This window comes from Pseudomonas sp. BRG-100, assembly GCF_000737955.1.
Classification (GTDB): Bacteria; Pseudomonadota; Gammaproteobacteria; order Pseudomonadales; family Pseudomonadaceae; genus Aquipseudomonas; species Aquipseudomonas synxantha_A.
In genome coordinates this window covers 4,638,397-4,655,635 of record NZ_JPRX01000001.1, presented here as the reverse complement: position 1 = coordinate 4,655,635, position 17,239 = coordinate 4,638,397, and the positions used below count along the sequence as shown (strand labels likewise).

At 60.0% G+C, this 17,239-nt stretch carries 11 protein-coding genes; 5 read left to right on the top strand and 6 right to left on the bottom strand.

Annotated elements, in window-relative coordinates:
* Positions 1–98 precede the first annotated feature (98 nt).
* The gene (locus tag JH25_RS06785) at positions 99–587 is read left to right on the top strand and encodes an RDD family protein (RefSeq protein ID WP_005790850.1); all 489 of its coding nucleotides are present in this window, start codon (positions 99–101) and stop codon (positions 585–587) included.
* Positions 588–650: 63 nt separating this feature from the next.
* On the opposite strand, the gene nadA is transcribed toward JH25_RS06785, so the two are convergent.
* The gene (gene nadA / locus JH25_RS06790) at positions 651–1,709 is read right to left on the bottom strand and encodes a quinolinate synthase NadA (RefSeq protein WP_032879720.1); all 1,059 of its coding nucleotides are present in this window, start codon (positions 1,707–1,709) and stop codon (positions 651–653) included.
* Between the two features lie 471 nt (positions 1,710–2,180).
* Here nadA and JH25_RS06795 point away from each other — a divergent pair, with 471 nt between their 5' ends.
* Together JH25_RS06795 and JH25_RS06800 are read left to right on the top strand one after the other, a co-directional pair.
* A complete protein-coding gene (locus JH25_RS06795) occupies positions 2,181–3,896 on the top strand; it encodes a ShlB/FhaC/HecB family hemolysin secretion/activation protein (RefSeq protein WP_050549394.1) in 1,716 nt (571 codons plus the stop codon).
* A 106-nt stretch (positions 3,897–4,002) separates the two neighbouring features.
* Positions 4,003–8,958, top strand: a complete 4,956-nt coding sequence (locus JH25_RS06800) for a hemagglutinin repeat-containing protein (RefSeq protein WP_032879719.1) — start codon at positions 4,003–4,005, stop codon at positions 8,956–8,958.
* 143 nt (positions 8,959–9,101) lie between these two features.
* On the opposite strand, the gene JH25_RS06805 is transcribed toward JH25_RS06800, so the two are convergent.
* The 5 genes from JH25_RS06805 to JH25_RS06825 all read right to left on the bottom strand — a co-directional run bounded on the left by JH25_RS06805 (position 9,102) and on the right by JH25_RS06825 (position 14,820).
* The gene (locus JH25_RS06805) at positions 9,102–9,563 is read right to left on the bottom strand and encodes an SRPBCC family protein (protein WP_032879718.1); all 462 of its coding nucleotides are present in this window, start codon (positions 9,561–9,563) and stop codon (positions 9,102–9,104) included.
* Between the two features lie 86 nt (positions 9,564–9,649).
* Complete coding sequence (locus JH25_RS06810; RefSeq protein ID WP_032879717.1) at positions 9,650–11,197, bottom strand: MDR family MFS transporter; 1,548 nt, start codon at positions 11,195–11,197, stop codon at positions 9,650–9,652.
* Positions 11,190–12,341, bottom strand: coding sequence for an HlyD family secretion protein (locus JH25_RS06815; protein ID WP_032879716.1), 1,152 nt, complete (start codon positions 12,339–12,341; stop codon positions 11,190–11,192). The genes JH25_RS06810 and JH25_RS06815 overlap by 8 nt, the downstream gene beginning before the upstream one ends.
* Positions 12,338–13,819, bottom strand: coding sequence for a TolC family protein (locus JH25_RS06820; RefSeq protein WP_032879715.1), 1,482 nt, complete (start codon positions 13,817–13,819; stop codon positions 12,338–12,340). The genes JH25_RS06815 and JH25_RS06820 overlap by 4 nt, the downstream gene beginning before the upstream one ends.
* A gap of 260 nt (positions 13,820–14,079) precedes the next feature.
* A complete protein-coding gene (locus JH25_RS06825; RefSeq protein ID WP_032879714.1) occupies positions 14,080–14,820 on the bottom strand; it encodes an AraC family transcriptional regulator in 741 nt (246 codons plus the stop codon).
* A gap of 332 nt (positions 14,821–15,152) precedes the next feature.
* On the opposite strand from JH25_RS06825, the gene JH25_RS06830 reads away from it, so the two are divergent.
* Both JH25_RS06830 and JH25_RS06835 read left to right on the top strand, forming a co-directional pair.
* Positions 15,153–16,541 (top strand): lipid II-degrading bacteriocin, encoded by a 1,389-nt coding sequence (locus JH25_RS06830; protein WP_032879713.1) that lies wholly within the window; start codon positions 15,153–15,155, stop codon positions 16,539–16,541.
* A gap of 80 nt (positions 16,542–16,621) precedes the next feature.
* Positions 16,622–17,176, top strand: coding sequence for a hypothetical protein (locus tag JH25_RS06835; RefSeq protein WP_032879712.1), 555 nt, complete (start codon positions 16,622–16,624; stop codon positions 17,174–17,176).
* Positions 17,177–17,239 lie beyond the last annotated feature (63 nt).

Here is a 17,239-nt window from a genome sequence, read left to right as displayed (position 1 = left end):
GATGCATCGGGCGTTTTGAGACTGAAACAGGTGTAAATCTATTTCAGGACTAGACACGCCATTGCGTAAACTGCGTGCTTTCTCCAGAGAGCCCTGCCATGTCCAAACCCCTGTTGAGCCCCCAGGGCGAATTCCCCGCCGTTGGCCTGGGCCGCCGCCTGGCAGCGATGTTCTATGACTTCCTGTTGTGCACCGCCCTGCTGATCGTCACGGCGTTCATCTACAAGCTGGTGTGGATCGCCTTCATCGGCGAAGCGAAGATGCGCACACTCACCGAGTCCGGCGCGCTGGACGGTGACCCGTTGTTGTCGACGATCCTGTTGTTTGTGCTGTTTGGTTTCTTCGCCAAGTTCTGGACCCATTCGGGGCAAACCCTGGGCATGCAGGTGTGGGGCGTACGCGTGCAAAACGCCGACGGCTCGCGGATCAGCCTGTGGCAGGCGTTGCTGCGTTTTGTGGTGTCGATTGCGTCGTGGTTGTGCGTGGGGCTGGGGTTTATCTGGTCGTTGTTCGATAAACACAAACGCAGCTGGCATGACATCTATTCGGATACGCAACTGGTGCGGATCCCGAAGCAAAAGAAGTAACTCAAGCACATCGCCGATCAATTGTGGGAGCTGGCTTGCCAGCTCCCACATTTTGATTTGTGTTCAGGCGTTGCCGGCCAGCTTCAACCGCGCAGCCTGGGTGAAGTCCAACATCCGCTTGAGCGGCCGCACCGCCTGCGGAATCACCGACGGCTCGACGAAAATCTCGTTACTGCCCTCACGCAAACACTGCAATGTACGCTCCAGCGTATTCATCGCCATCCACGGGCAGTGCGCGCAGCTGCGGCACGCGGCGCCGTTGCCGGCGGTGGGTGCTTCGATGAAGACCTTGTCCGGACACAGCTGCTGCATCTTGTAGAAGATGCCGCGATCAGTCGCCACGATAAAGGTCTTGTTCGGCAAGCGTTGCGCCGCAGCGATCAGTTGGCTGGTGGAACCCACCGCGTCCGCCAATTCGATCACCGAAGTCGGTGACTCCGGATGCACCAGGATCGCCGCATCCGGGTACAGCGCCTTCATGTCTTCCAACTGCTTGGACTTGAACTCTTCGTGCACGATGCAGGCACCGTCCCACAGCAGCATGTCGGCGCCGGTCTGGCGCTGGATGTAGGTGCCCAGGTGTTTGTCAGGGCCCCAGATAATGGTCTCGCCGTTGTCCATCAGGCTCTCGACGATTTCCAGTGCGCAGCTGGAGGTCACCACCCAATCGGCACGGGCTTTGACCGCGGCCGAGGTGTTGGCGTACACCACCACGGTGCGCTCGGGATGCTGATCACAAAATGCGGAAAACTCATCCACCGGGCACCCCAGGTCCAGGGAGCACGTCGCTTCCAGGGTAGGCATCAGGATGCGTTTTTCCGGGGTGAGGATCTTGGCGGTCTCCCCCATGAATCGCACACCGGCCACCAGCACGGTCTTGGCTGGGTGGGCAGCGCCGAAGCGGGCCATTTCCAGGGAGTCGGAAACACAGCCGCCGGTTTCTTCGGCCAGGGCCTGAATCACCGGGTCGCAATAAAAGTGGGCGACCAGCACCGCGTCCTGAGCCTTGAGCTCGGCGGCGATGGCAGTACGCAAGCTTGCCTCTTCAGCAACGCTGAGAACCTTGGGCTGTTTGGCGTCGAGGTGGGCTTGAACCAGTAGGCGTTCGGAAATGTGCGTCATGTTCGCAAGACCTGCAGGCGCAGTAGCGCGAAAGTCGAGTGTACCACCGGCTCGGGAGCCCTTCGGGCGCCGCCGGACGAAGTGTTTTTGTTCATCAAGCACGGGTAAAGCTGAAGCTGCGCAAGGCTACAGAATATCCAATGGATTCAAAAGCCTAATCTGGCAACGAGGCAAGCTGCCGTCCCTTGATCGGGCCCAGCCGATTAGGCGAAGTCTTGACAACAATCCAAACCATCCCTCTGCCACTTACACGCCTTTAAGCGCAGGAATGACGGGCCTGCACACCTCAGTCCGCACCAAAAATGCGCATAAAAGCACTTAATTACGCGACCTTTCTTACGTATTGTGTGATAAATCCTACAGCGATGTAACAAACCGTCTACCACTCACTCAAGTGTGGCAAGTCCCGCTGAGTTCACTGTTTGGCTCGGGCGGATGCATCGCGTGTATTTCTACGTTTAAGGAAGTCGAGTGCCACATCAGCTCTCAACCGCACACCTGTGTTGTACCCGGAAACTGGGCATCGCCCTGCTCTGCCTGTGGGCGCTGCCGGTGGCTGCCGCCGATGGCCCACAGCCCGGCCAGGAAGCCCTGCGCTTGCAGCAGCAACAGCAGCGCGATTTGCAGCAATTACAATTGGAGCAACGCCAGCGCCAAATGCAGCGCGGCAGTTTCGGCACGCAACCGGCCACGCCGGCCATGCCAAAAGAGACTGCCAAGGATGAAGGTTGCTGGCCCCTGAGCGGTACGCGTCTGGCCGGAGTTACGCTGTTCACCCGCAGCGAGCTGGACAAACACATCGAACCCTACGTGACCCCGTGCATGGGCGTCACGCAGATCAACCGTCTGCTGGCGCAGATCACCCAGCTGTACGTCGAGGCCGGTTACATCGCCAGCCGGCCGTACCTGATCAGTGCGCCGGCCGCCGGGCAGCCGTTGGATATTCATGTCGAAGAAGGCTACCTGGAGGCCATCGAGTTGGCCGATCAGAGCCTGCCGGTGGCGCTGGGCGGGGCATTCCCCGGGATGCTCGGCAAACCACTGAACCTGCGCGACCTGGAGCAGGGCCTGGACCAGCTCAACCGCCTGCGCTCGGTGGACCTGACCGCCGACATCGCCCCCGGCAGCACACCCGGCGCCTCACGCATCATCCTGCGCTCGCGCAGCAGTGCCTCGCGCTGGGCGCTCGGGCTTGGGGTGGATAACCTCGGCAGCGCCGGCACCGGCCGTGATCGCAACGCCATCAGCGTGAGCCTGGACAGCCCGTTGCAAATCAACGACTCGCTCAACCTGAGCTTCAGTGACACGCTCAACCATGGGCCACGCTACAGCCGCAGCCACAGCCTGTTCTATTCCATCCCTTACGGTTACTGGACCTACAGCCTGTTCGCCAGCCATGCCGAATACCGCTCACCGTTCAAGCTCAGCCGCACGACGCTTTACAACAGTGGCCGCACCGATCAGCTCAGCCTGCGCAGCGACCGCGTGCTGTGGCGCGACCAGAGCCACCAACTGAGCGCCAACCTGCAACTGGCCTACAAGGACGTCGACAGTTACCTGCAAAAGGTCCGTCTGGACATTCAGAGCCCGACGCTGACGGTGGCCGAAGCGGGCCTCAACCTGTTCTGGCTCAATAGTGCGGTATGGAACCTGGACGTCAATTACGCCCAGGGCCTGACGTGGTTCGGCGCCGATCGGGATGCCGACCAGGTGCAAAAAAAACACCCCAAGGCACAGTTCCACAAGTACCGCGCCAACCTCACCCAATGGCGCAACGGCCAATGGTCGGCGCAGCCATGGCAGTGGCAAAGCCAGCTGTCGGTGCAGTACAGCGAGGATGCATTGCCTGCCATCGAACAACTGCTGATCACCGATGACTCGGCCGTGCGTGGCTACCGCGAAAACAGCAGCTCCGGCGCCATGGGTGCGGTATGGCGCAACACCTTGCGCCTGCCGCTCAACACGGGCTTGCCGGTGAAGCTCACCCCGCGCCTGGGCCTGGACAATGCGTGGGTCAAGCACGAACACGGCGCCCAGAGCCAACGCCTGAGCGGTGCCAGTGCTGGGCTCAACCTGAGCTGGAAGAACGTGCAACTGGACATCGATTACCAACGCAACCTCAACACCCCCACAGGCTTTCGCCAGGAGCCGGAGGTCTGGCTGACACGCCTGAGCCTGCAAATATGAACCACCGCTGTTTTTAGCCTGAGACAACCGCCGTACCTGACCACCACAGCAGCGTTGCAACGAACAACGCACGTCGCGGATCAGCCAACACAGAGCGAAATTATTTATGCCGACTACTTCACACAGCTTTCACCTTTCTCCCCAGGGCAAACTGCGCTGGGCCATTGCCAGCCTGTTTCTGCTGCCACAGTTGGTACTGGCTGGCGGCGTGACCGTCGTCACAGGCCCCGGCGGCACGCCGCAACTGCAAGACCAGGGCGGTGTGCCCATCGTCAACATCGTCGCGCCGAATGCCGGCGGCCTGTCCCACAACCAGTTTCTGGACTACAACGTCGACCGCCAGGGCCTGGTGTTGAACAACGCCTTGCAGGCCGGCCAATCCCAACTGGCCGGGCAACTGGCGGCCAACCCGCAGTTCCAGGGCCAGGCGGCGAGCGTGATCCTCAACGAAGTGATCAGCCGCAATGCCTCGGCCCTCAACGGCGCCCAGGAAATTTTCGGCCAGGCCGCCGATTATGTGCTGGCCAACCCCAACGGCATTTCGGTCAATGGCGGCAGCTTCATCAACACCCCGAACGCCAACCTGGTGGTGGGCCGTCCGGAACTCAACGACGGCAAGCTGCAAGCCTTGAACACCCGCGATGCCAACGGCCAACTGACGATCCAGGGCCAGGGCCTGCACAACCGCGAGGGCTCCATCAAGCTGATCGCGCCACGCATCGACAGCGAGGGTCGCCTCAGTGCCCGTGATCAATTGAACCTCACGGTCGGTCGCAACCAGGTGGATTTCGCCAGCGGCGAAGTACGCCAGGTCGACCCGGCCGGCAAGGCCCAGGAGCAACGCATCGACGCACGCCTGTTCGGCGCGATGCAGGCCGGGCGCATCAATATCATCAGCACCGCCGAAGGGGCCGGGGTACGTGTGGGTGGTGTGCAGGTGCAAGGCACTGACGGTGTAAAGATCAGCTCGGCCGGTGACCTCGATGTCAGCGGCCAAGTCCACGCCAACAGCCTCGACGCCACCCGCGCCGGGGTGCAGAGCCGCCAGGGCGACGTCGACTTGCACAGCGCCAAGGACTTGAACCTGGCCGCCACTGACGTAGGCGGGCGCAACGTCAAGCTGGATGCCGGGCGCAACCTGACCCTCAGCAGCCTGGAAAGCCGCAAGCTTCAGGAAAAGCGTGAACAGTGGGACAACAGCAACTTGCTGTTCACCTACGAAACCTACGACCGCACCACCACCGACAAGGATTCCCGCCAGCACGGCAACACGCTCGTCGCCCAACAGGACGCGGCATTGTCTTCCGGCGCCAAGGCCGACATCAAAGCCAGCCACGTCGAAGCGGGCCACGCCTTGCGCGTCAACAGCGGCGCCGACCTGCAGGTGACCGCCGCTACCGAAACCCATGAGACCCGCGACCAGGGCAACCATCGCAAGCACCTGTGGAAAGCCAACTGGGACAAATCCAGCAGCGAACAGCGCAGCATCACCAGCAGCCTCAAGGCCGGCCACACGCTGGAGCTGACCAGTAAACAGAAACTGCAATTGCAGGGCGCCGAGCTGAAAACCCCAGGGGACATCCAATTGGCAGGCCGCCAAGTGGACATCACCAGCACCAGCCGCACCCAAAGCAGCAGTGACAACACCTACGCAGGCGACCTCACCGGCGGCAGCTTCTTCGGCAAGAACGGCGACGGCAACCAGGGCAAGACCTTGAACACCGCCAGCAAGGTGAATGCCGACGGCAAGCTGATCGTCCAGGCAGACGACGTGCGCATCAGCGGCAGCCAGGCCCGAGGCGGCAAGCAGGCCAGTGTCATCAGCGACAAAGGCTCGCTGGTGATCGACGGCGTACAAGACACCTCCCACGACAACCGCTACAGCAACGACAGTAAGTTCTTCGGCATCTCCAAGGATGAAAGCCGCAAGAACCTCAAGGACAGCACCGTGGTTGCCAGTAACCTGCGCTCGGACAGCAACCTCAAGCTGCAAAGCGCCAAGGACATCAAGGTGAGTGGCTCCCAGGTGTCTGCCGCGGGTGAGCTGCAAGCGAATGCCAAGGGCGATATCAAGGTCGTTGCGGCGCAGAACACCGCCCACGACACCACCAGTACCCATACCCGCGGCTTCGATGGCTACGCCAAGGAAACTGAAGGTGTCAGCCGCCAGTACCGTGCGGGCCTGAGCTATGAAGACCAGCAGCAAACCCGCCAGACCGACACCACCGGGCAGCAGGCTTCAAGCATCAACGGCGCCAGTGTGGCGGTTAACGCCGGTGGTGACGTCAGCATCAGCGGCTCCAACCTCCAGGCAACCGAAGGCGATGCAAGCCTGAGCGGCAAAAACGTCGAGCTGTTGGCCGCCCATGACCAGCACACCGAAGCCGTCGACAAGACCACCACCGGCGGCAGTTTCTACTACACCGGCGGCATTGATCGGGCAGGCAATGGTGCTCAGTTCAGCCACCAGAGCAGCCACGACACCGCTGAAAAAACCACCGCGCAAACCAGCACCGTGGCCGCGACCGGCAAGCTGACCATCAATGCTGGCAACACCTTCACCAGCGAGGGTGCCCAGGCCAAGGCCGGCACCGAGCTGCGGGTCAACGCGGGCCAGATCGACAACCTGGCCGCCCATTCCACCGAGACCAGTACCCACAAGCAAAACGGCTGGACCGCCGATGTCGGCGCCAATGTGGAATACAAAGGCATTACCCGCCCGATCGAAAAAGCTGTTGAAGGCGTGGCCCAGGCCAAGTTCCATCAGCCGGGTTTGCTGGATGCATTCGAACAACCCAATGTCGGGCTGGACGTGGAAGTCGGGCATACCCACAGCACCCGCACACAACAGGACAGCACCGCCGTGGTCAGCCAATTCAGTGGCGCCACGGTGCAGGTCGATAGCATCGGCAAGTTGCAGGATGAGGGCACGCAATACCGCGCCACCAAGGGCGGGCTGACCATCAATGCCGGCGAGCATATCGCCAAGGCGGCAGCCAATACCCACAGCAGCAGCGAGCAAGGCGTGGACGCCAAGGTCGGCGTGCGGGTCTACACCACCACCGGCGAGGACGTGAATGTACGCGGCAGCGGCAGTGGCGGCAGCCGTGATGTACGCCAAGCCAGCAGCACGGCAGTGGTCGGCAGCTACGCGGGCACCCAGGGCGTGAGCCTCCAGACCAAGGGCGATGCAAGTTATGAAGGCAGCCAGTTCAACGGCGGCCAGGCAGGCGTCAACCTCAAGACCGGCGGTGAGTTGGCGCTCAACCAGGCTAACGACACCCAGAGCAACACCAGCAGCACGTTGCGCGGTAACGCGTCATTGACCGTGGGCACAGCGCCCGGCGCCAATGGCACCAACATCAACCTCGGTGCCGGTGTGCAATTGGATAACCAGCGCCTCGACACCCAGGACAGCCAGGCACGCGTCGCGACGCTCCAGGGCAACGGGCCGATCCAACTCGGCAGCGGCGGCGACATGACCCTGCAAGGTACGCAGATCGGCTCCGGCACCGCCAAGACCGGCGATATCAGCCTCAATGCCGGCGGCAAGCTGGACCTGCAAGCCGCCACCCACCGCCACGTCAGCAACGGCAGTAACCTGGGCGGCGGCCTGACCCTTGGCGCCGGCAAAACCAGCAGCGCCGAAAGCAGCAGCAAGACCGGCAACCTCAGCGCCAATTTCAACATCGGCAAGGTGGCCGAAGATGACCAGGGCGTAGTCGTCGGGCAACTGCACAGCAACGGCAAGGTCAGCCTCGCCAGCGGTGCCGATGCAGCCGATGCCATTCACTTGCAGGGTACTCAGGTCAGCGCGGCCAGCGTCAACCTCGACGCACAAAACGGCGGCGTCCTGCAGGAGTCGGCACAATCCACCCTGGCTCATGACAGCTGGGGCGTGACCCTGGGCGCGGGCGCCAGCGTGGGCAAGACCACCTTGGCCGACGCCGGTGAACACGAGACACCCAAGACCCAACGCGGCATCAATGCGCGGGCCAAGGTCGATGTGGATCACGTGCAAGGCACCACCCAGCACGACAGCCTGATCAAGGCCGATACCGTGGTCATCAACAGTGCCGGCGATACCCGTCTGGCGGGCGCACGCATCGACGCCGAGCAGGTGAGCGGCAAGGTGGGCGGCGACCTCGTTGTCGAAAGCCGCAAGGACCAGGTCAACAGCACCCAGGTTCATGTCGATGCCAAACTGGATGTCGAGAAAAACCAGCCTGGCGTGGTCGATAAACTCGCCAAGGCCAGCGGCCCGCTCAAGGACACCGTAAAAGCCAAGGCCGAAGGCGCGTTCGACAAGCATCGCGACAAATTGGAGAACGTGGTCGACAAGGGCACCGGGCACCTGGCTGCGGCCAAGGACAAAGTGCTCGACAGCGTGGTCAACGCCAAGGAACGCCTGGAAGAAAAACTCACCCGCAGCGCCAGTTACGACGTGAACCCCGAGCCCCGCGGCGCGTTCGGCACCCGCGTGGACAAGGCCAAGGCTTACCTGGCAGACAAGAAGGATGCGCTGGGCACGCGCCTGTCGGGCTTCAAGGACAAGGTCTGGCCAAAAACCAGCGACAGCTACGTTGTCAGCGGCAAGAACACCACCGGCAGCAAGGTGGCCGATACGGCTGAAAGCGTGTTGTTCGGTGACAAGAGTGGCAACACCAACTACACCCCGACCCTGAACCTGGACGTCAGCCATGTGATCAAGGACAGCGTCGCTCAGGCGTCAGGCATTCGCGGCAGCCAGGGCGTCAGTCTGCAGGTCGGTGGTGATACGCGCCTCACGGGTGCGCGGATCAGTGCCGAGCATGGCAAGGTCGAGCTGGGCGGTTCCAGGGTCACCGCAACCACACTGGCAGGCAGCGACTACCGCGCCGATGTCGGGCTGAATGTCTCCAAATCACCGGTCAACCTCGCACTCGGGGCCAAGGACGAACTGACCCAGAAACAGGACGACGCTACGCGCAAGGATCAAGCCTTGAACCTGGGCCTTCTGCGCGCCGGTGGCCATCGAGAGAGCCAGGCCTTGCAGGCGGGGATTGATCAGACCGTCAACTAACGCTTAAAACAGCAGAATGCTTCTGTGGCGAGGGAGCTTGCTCCCGCTGGACTGCGCAGCAGTCCTATTCTCAGGGCCGCTTCGCGCCCCAACGGGAGCAAGCTCCCTCGCCACGGAATCAGCCACTGCCTGCTCGTTCTATGTCAGTTGAACAGCGCCTGCAGGTTCTTCATCGCATCATCGGCAAAGCCTTGCAGGAACGCTTCGAACGCCGGCAGATCCACCTTGCCGCCAGTGCAGGGCTGGCCAATGATGGTCCAGGTCACCAGGCTCTGGTTAGGGCCTTGCGGCGCCACTTCCATCAGCGCCCACAGGTTGCCGATATTCAGTGAGGTGTAAATCAGTGACCAGGTCATCGTCATGGCTTGGTCGTCACGGGTGTTGAGTTGCTCAATCACCACATTGCCGTCCTTGAACAGTTTCTTGCGGACCGAACGCACGCCCTCGCCCGTCATTTCGATATGGGACAACGCCGGAATGAATTTCGCGAAACCCGCAAAATCTCCGACGATACTCCACACGCTGCGCGCATCGCCATTCACGGTGACGCGGGCGACTACAGGGTTGCCGAGCGGGTTACGGACCAGGGTATCGGGTTGTTGCATGAGAGAGCTCCTCTTTTCCGGGGGGCAGATAGTGGGCTCCAACCAAACGCAGTGGGCTGTACAAGTTCAACACCTCCTTGGCGTGGTTAAGCGTTCTTGGTTGACTGCCGTAATGCCAAGGCCGCGACACCACACAAGATCAACGCGATACAGGACACATAGAACGCATCGCTATAGGCCATCAGGTACGCCTCGCGACGCACGGTGTGGATCAAGCCCTCGATAACCTGCTGTTGAGCGGGCAACAGTTGGTTGAAGATAAAACCCTCGCTGTCAGCCATGCTGGCGCGCAGGCGTTCCTGCAAGGACGGGGAAAACAGTGTGATCGACTCCCCTACCCGCTCGGAGTGAAAGCGTTCGCGCAGGGCGACGATCTGCGTCAGGCCCGCCGTACCCACGGCACCGCCAAGGTTACGCAGCATGGAGAACAACGCCGAGGCAGAGCCGGCTTCGTCTTTGGCCAGCCCGGACACCGCCAGTACCGAAAGCGCCACCATGATCAGCGGCTGCCCGATGCCCCGTACCACGGTAGAAGGAATAATCACGTTGGCAGCGCTGTCCACGTCCAGGTGCGCACCGAGGTAACACCCCAGGGCCATGATGAAAAAGCCACTGGCGACCATCAGTTTCGGATTGAGCCACTTCATCAGGCGCGGCATGAACGGCGCCAGTACCAGTTGCACCATGCCGTAGGCGATCAGACTGATGCCAATCTCCCGGGCGTTGTAGCCCTGCAACTGGGAGAGGTAATTGGGCACCAGGAACACCAGGCCGAACGTGGCCCCGCCGAAGATGAACATCGCCGCGCTGGCTACTCCGAAGTTGTAGCTCTTGAGCAGACGCAGGTTGATAAAGGAGCGGCTGCCATACAGCTGCGACAGTACGAAGTACACCAGGGCAACGCCTGCGACCAGCGACATCCACACGATGAAATCGGAGCCGAACCAGTCCTTGCGCCCGCCCTCTTCCAGCACAATCTGCAAGCCCCCCAGGCCGACGATCATGGCGATGATGCCGCCCCAGTCGCCGCGCTTGAGCAGGCTCAACTGCATGGGTTTGGCATCGATGGACCATGCCACCGCCAACAGCAAGAGAATGCCAGGGGCCAGTTGCAGGTAAAAGATCCAGCGCCAGGAATAGGCATCGGTCAGCCAGCCACCAATGGACGGCCCGGCGGCCTGGGCGACGCTGTTGGAGAGCGCGAACAAGGCCATGCCCATCGCGATCTTGCTGGGCGGCAGTTCAGTGATGATCAGTTGGAATGACAAGGGAATCAGCACTGCGCCGGCAGCGCCCTGGATCACCCGAATGATGATCATCACTTCCAGGTTAGGCGCCCATGAACAGGCTATGGACGCCACCAGAAACACAAACGAGCCCACGAGCATCACACGCCGCAGAGAGAACACCTGCACCAACCAAGCGGTCAGCGGGATCATCACGATTTCCGCGACCAGGTAGGCGGTGGAAATCCACGAGCCTTCTTCGAACGTCGCCCCCAGGGAACCTTCGATCTCAGGCAGCGCGGCGCTGGTCACGTGCACGTTCATTCCGGCCATGAAACAGCCGAACAGCCCCCCGATTACCGCCACCCAGGCGCGAAAGGAGACGCTCTTTTCAGCCGCTTCAGTCATGTGCAGCGCCCTGCTTATCTGGGCGAGTGTCCACCGTGGTGATCACCGACATGCCCGGCAGAATAGGTCCGCCTTCGTCATGCTCATCAATGACGATCTTCACTGGAAAGCGTTGCACGATCTTGGTGAAATTGCCGGTGGCGTTGTCCGACGGCAACAGCGCGAACACTGCCCCGGAACCTGGCGAGAAACTCATCACATGGCCCTTGAGCTTGCGTCCTGAATAGCTGTCGATGCTGATGTCCACGGGTTGGCCGGCACGCATGTCGCGCAACTGGGTTTCCTTGTAGTTGGCCACCACGTAGGCCTGCTGCAAGGGCACCACTGCCAGCAGCGGCAAGCCTGGCGCGACGTACTGGCGGGTGCGCACTTTGCGCTGCCCCACCACGCCGTCGATGGGCGAGCGAATCAAAGTGTCTTCCAGGGCATGGGTCGCCAGGTTCAACTGCGCCTGGGCCTGACTGCGCCGGGCAATCTGCTGCTGGAGCGAAGCTTCGGCCAATTGGCGTCGGGTGACGGCCACGGTCAAGCGGGTTTCCTGTTGGCGTTGCATGGCCTTGGCAATTTCTACCGCGGCATTGGCCTGGGTGTAGCTGGCGGCGGCCGTTTCCAGACGCTGGGCGCTGGCGGCGTGGTCGCGCACCAACTCTTCGTAGCGGCGCTGGTCGAGGCTTGCGCGGCGCAATTCTGCGGCCACACTGCGGGCGTGAGCCTCAGCCTGGGCAACCCCGGCCTTTTGCTGGGCGATCAGGCTATCGGTGACGTGCAGGTTGGCCTCTTGCGCTGCCACCGAGGCTTGGGTCTCGGCCAGTTCTGCACGAGCTTGTGCCAAGCGCGCCTGGTAGTCACGGTCCTCGATGCGCACCAGCACGTCACCGGCCTTGACGGGCTGATCGTCCTCTACCACCACCTCGGCCACATAGCCTGAGACCTTCGGGCTGATGGGAATCCAGTCGGCCCGCACATAAGCATCATCGGTCTGTTCCAGATACCGGCCGACCGTCATCCAGTACACGCCGAACACCACTGCAGCGATCAACAGCGCGGCGCCGCCCAGCAGGAGCAGATGCCTTTTGCGGCGTGGGTTGCGCGTATGCGCCTGTTCATCCTGGACAGCAGTTTTTTCATCAACAGCGATATTCATGGTTGGGTACCGGAAAAAGTGGTGTGAGCGTGGGTGGGCGCTGAAGGCTGCCAACCACCGCCAAGCGCCTGAAACAAGCTGATCTGCCGTTGCAGCAACTGGCCATCGGCATCGACGCGCGTGGCCTGCAAACGGATCAGTTCACGTTCGCTGTCCAACACATCCAGAAAGTCGATAGACCCGGCGTCATAGTTGAATTGGGCCAACCTGTAGGCGTGGCGGCTGCTGTCCAGTGCCTGGCTCAAGGCCGCGTGGCGCTGGCGTTCGCCGTCGTATAACGCCAGGGCCTGGCGCACCTCCTTGAGGGCCTTGAGCACGCTGGCCTCGAACTGCGCCACCTCCACCTGCTCAAGCGCCCGCGCCTGGTTGACCCGCGCGCGGTTGGCGCGCCAATTGGGAAACTGCCAGGTGATCAGCGGGCCAATGCCGAACATCACCGCGCTGCTGTCGCCCAGCTCATGGAATTTGTTGGCTGAGGAAGACACTGAAGCACCGAAGGTGACCTTGGGATACAGGTCGGCCTGGACGATATCCACTTGCAGCGTGGCCGCCTGCAACGCTCTCTCGGCCTGACGGATATCGGGGCGGCGCGCCAATAATTGCCAGCCATCGCCCACCGGCAGTTCGGCATTGAGGTGTGGAACCACCTCACAGCTCGCAGCGCCAGCGCCTTGTTCCAAATCAGCCACGCCGGTCAGCATTGCCAGTTCATACAGCGCAGCCTGTCGACGCGCCTCCAGCATCGGCAGCAAGGCCTGGGTTTCGCCCTGCAAGGCTTGCATACGCGTGTATTCAAGGTCCGTCACCACACCGGCCTGGCGCTGGCGATCGATCAACACCAGGCTGCGCCCGACCACGTCCAACGAATGACGCTGGACCTTGGCACGAGCACCGAGGGCACAAGCATTCACATAGGCGCGGGTGGTTTGCGCCACGACCGTGATGCGCAACAGGTCCTCGGCGTCCTGCGCCGCCGCGGCTTGCACCTGGGCTCGTTCGATCGTGCGCTGGACCTGGCCCCACACATCCACTTGATACGCCAGCTCGAAGCCCGGGTTGAACGCCCATTCTGACGGTGCATGGCTATCGGTGGCCTTGGCCAGGGTCTGATCATCGGCGGTCTTGCCATAAGCCGCCCCCAGTGACGCCTGGGTGGCCGGCCAACGCTCGGCATCAGCCTGCATGATCCCGGCCAGCATCGCCTGCACATGGGCCTGGGCTGCCGCCAGGTCACGGTTGTGCAGCAATGCCTGCTGCACCAGCCCATCGAGCTGTGGATCGTTGTACAACTGCCACCAGCGCTCGGGTAATGCCTGGGCCGAAACACCTTGCGGCAGATGGCTCAGGGCATTGATTCGTTCGGGATGTGGCTGTGCTGGCGAGTGGGCAACCCAGGATGAACAACCCACCAACAACGCCACCGCCACGCCGAGCAGTGAGAGACGGCCATGCCGTGGGGAAAAAGAAGGCGAACCCATCAAAGAAATCCAGAAGGCCAAGTAGAGACGCAGGGTAAAAGCGCAACGGGGTGTGCATCTCCCGAGTTCTGGACAACCATCGTTTTGATTGGGACAAGGTGCGGGGTGGCTTGGCAGTACTCGGGGCAAATGTGGGAGGGGGCTTGCTCCCGATGAGGGAGTATCAGTTAGCAAATCTGTAACTGACCTACCGCCATCGGGGGCAAGCCCCCTCCCACATTTGGACCGAGGCTGACAGGGAAGCCTATCGCCAAATCAAATCACACCAATCGACAGTTACTCGGGGTATAACCCATGGTGCGCTTGAACATCGCAGTAAACGCACTCGGGCTCTGATAACCATGCTCCAACGCCACTTCCAGGATCGACACGCCACTGGCCAGCCGCTGCATGCTGAGCAGCAACCGCGTGCGCTTGCGCCATTCGCCGTAACTCATGCCCAACTCCTTCCGGAACAGCCGCGCCAAGGTGCGCGAACTTATATTGAGCTGTAGTGCCCAACTCTCCAGTGTCGACTCCTGGGAAGGGTTGTCGATAAAGCCCGCACACAACAACTTGAGCCTCGGCTCATCCGGAATCGGCACATGCGCCAGCACCCTTTGTGCCCTGTCGAGCTCCGAGAAAATCAACTCGACAATCTGTGCGTGGCGCACCAATGCCGCCTCACTGTCGAGCTTATCCCCGGCAGCGATAATCAGCTCACGCAACAGCGGCGAAACCCTGATGACCTCGCACTCCGTCGTCAAGCCACGATGCGCCCCCGGCGAGATCAACAAGGTGCGCATACGCACTTCACCGGTCATGCGGATCTGATGCTCCAGCCCAGAGGGCACCCACAGTGCATGCCCGGAAGGCACCACCCAGGCGGTCGCCTCCACCGACACCAGCATCACACCGTTGATGGCATAAACGAGCTGGCCCTCGTCATGTCGATGGGGCGCCACGATGTGGCCGTGTCCATAGTTAGCGGCGAGCGCAGCTAATGCGGTAGGCGCGTTCATTTCAGCAGGCCATCGCGGCGTTTGCTCGTTTTGAGAGAAGCGCGCTATGTCGGCAGTTACAGGAAGAGGCTGTGGGCATCATATCGTTTCTCCTTTCTAGGGCAGACCGCCAGGAGCGTTCGGCGCGTCTTGAGTGCGGAAATAACCCGTACATCAGAAAAAATGCACAAATGCATATTTTTGCCTTGAAAACCTCACTGTATGGATACACAGTATCAGCAGGCCTCATCTTATGCCGATTCATCGCTACCGACGAGCAGCGCGGAGAGGCTGAGCCAGAGGGGTAATTCCCAGCAATTGACCGAAATATATATCGATAAGGATATCGACTCATGACTATCGTTCTTCCACCCATCGTCGTCACTGCCACCGAGCCCGGTTACCCGGCAAATCCTGGAGGCCTGCCGTTTCCCGCGCCGAACCCGGCAGTTGTGTTCCAAGGGCAGATGCTGGAACGCTTTGCTTATTATCGCCAGGGGTTGTGGCGCGAGATGCTAATCAAAATCGCCAACGAACAGGTCACCTGGGGAATGACAGGGGGGCCAGCGCCAGGGATCGTCCATGATTTGCAATCGGTGCCGTTTGCGGATAGCTACCTTTACTTTAATCCGGGCCTGACTTCTGGCCATGGTTTGAATTACGCCCAGCAATATTTCCAATCAGGTGGCGTAACCTCCTCTCCAGGCCTCTCGGGCGGTGACCTGACTCCGGTCGCGGCCGTTGGGCACTTTCTTTACGGCAAAGGTACTCCAACCGAAACCTCAATCAACCTGTTCGGGCTGAACTCACCGAGCATCTCAAGCGCTGTGTTCAATGATGTTCTAGCCTCAGCGCCAATTGGAACGTCGCCGATTTCCATTGGCAACATTCCTTTTACGCCAGACGCCACGTCCTGGCAGCTTGCAACGTGGATAGACAATCTTTCCCTGACCTTGCAAGGCACCCTCAATAAGGGTCAGGACGGTAGTTATCAATTTAACGGCTCCGTATCCGCCGCCAACCACACCTACGATTCGATGCCTGCCGGTTTCAAAGCGGCCATCGGCGAAGCGGCTGCAAATACGCTTCAAAGCGTATTTGACGCTCATGGCGCTATGCCCTTTGAGGTCGTGATCAAAGGCGAAACCGCAGTTACCGTTACCAAAGAGCTCACACCCGATGAAAAGGCTGCCTATACAGACGCTGTCAGCTTCGTATCGACTGCCAATGAACAAATGCTTCAAAAATATGGTGCCAACTTGAGCAAAGTTGCCCAAGACATGCAAGCTGAGATCGCTGGCAAGAAAGTCAGAAGTTATGCAGAAGCAATGGCGACCTTTGAGAAAATCAGCGCTAACCCCGCTATGAAACTGAATGCGTTGGACACCCAAGCAGTGGTCGATGCGCTGAATGCACTGGATAAGGCGACCTTTGCGGATAACATCACCCGTTTGGGCAAAGCATTCGGTGTGGTCGGTAAAGTCGTACAAGCAGAAGCCATCCGCGAGAAAACCGTTTCCGGTTTTCAAACCGGCGACTGGAAGCCTCTGATGCTTGAACTTGAAGCGATGGCAGTCGGCACAGGTGCTGGAATTTTGCTCGCCACCAGCATGGCGTTCTTCTTTCCTGTTTTTGCGTCGGCTGCCGCTGGAGTCGTCGTGGTGGCCTTGATGATGGCAGCCACCGCTGCCTATTTTGATGCAGCCAAAGTCGATGAGATCAACAACCTGATTCTTAACTAAAACAAAGGGTCCGGGCGAGCCGAGTCTTGTCCGGGCCCAGCGTGTTAGGATTAAAAATCGTACAACAGGATTTCCGAGCAATGAACAAGTCAATCAAACAGTGCATACCTCTGCCCTATTTATTCATTGCAATGACCATGGCACCTATATTTTTCATAGCTTTTTTATTTCCTGCAAAGGCCACATCCGCGCCCTATACAAATATTGAAAGCTTCATAAACACCTACCTGCTCGGCGTGGTAGGGTTTTGGTCGTCTAACTTCCCTTTCAGCTCCACAGTCATAACAAACTACATTGGCTTGCTCGGACCGATATTTGCGGTGATCTTTTTCTTGAAGGTCCGCAAGGGGATGATCATCGATGCCGATCAATATGCAAACATGACCATCAGCAAATATCTGTTCGGCTTGATAGTTTTATCGAGCTTTATCTATATGATCGTATCCGTGAGCTATTTTTACCCGCATGATCTGGCGGCTCACAACTTGAAATGGCGATTGTTTGGCACACACCTATTCACATATGCAATATTCTCTTCGGGCGCGCTATTTATTATTTACTTTATTACCTTGATCTCATACTTCTCTTTATTATACATACCGAGACTTTTAATAAAAAAGAATAAACAGCGCTAGCTTCACGCCATATAGCAAGATGACGGATAAAAGGATATTTAGTCCCGAAACAGGTGTAAGCCT

Bases quoted from the DNA above. Each gene is read 5' to 3' on its own strand.
- JH25_RS06815 (WP_032879716.1), bottom strand. From the start codon at position 12,341: ATGAATATCGCTGTTGATGAAAAAACTGCTGTCCAGGATGAACAGGCG.
- JH25_RS06785 (WP_005790850.1), top strand. From the start codon at position 99: ATGTCCAAACCCCTGTTGAGCCCCCAGGGCGAATTCCCCGCCGTTGGC.
- JH25_RS06825 (WP_032879714.1), bottom strand. From the start codon at position 14,820: ATGAACGCGCCTACCGCATTAGCTGCGCTCGCCGCTAACTATGGACAC.
- JH25_RS06830 (WP_032879713.1), top strand. From the start codon at position 15,153: ATGACTATCGTTCTTCCACCCATCGTCGTCACTGCCACCGAGCCCGGT.
- JH25_RS06810 (WP_032879717.1), bottom strand. From the start codon at position 11,197: ATGACTGAAGCGGCTGAAAAGAGCGTCTCCTTTCGCGCCTGGGTGGCG.
- JH25_RS06800 (WP_032879719.1), top strand. From the start codon at position 4,003: ATGCCGACTACTTCACACAGCTTTCACCTTTCTCCCCAGGGCAAACTG.
- JH25_RS06835 (WP_032879712.1), top strand. From the start codon at position 16,622: ATGAACAAGTCAATCAAACAGTGCATACCTCTGCCCTATTTATTCATT.
- JH25_RS06820 (WP_032879715.1), bottom strand. From the start codon at position 13,819: ATGGGTTCGCCTTCTTTTTCCCCACGGCATGGCCGTCTCTCACTGCTC.
- nadA (WP_032879720.1), bottom strand. From the start codon at position 1,709: ATGACGCACATTTCCGAACGCCTACTGGTTCAAGCCCACCTCGACGCC.
- JH25_RS06805 (WP_032879718.1), bottom strand. From the start codon at position 9,563: ATGCAACAACCCGATACCCTGGTCCGTAACCCGCTCGGCAACCCTGTA.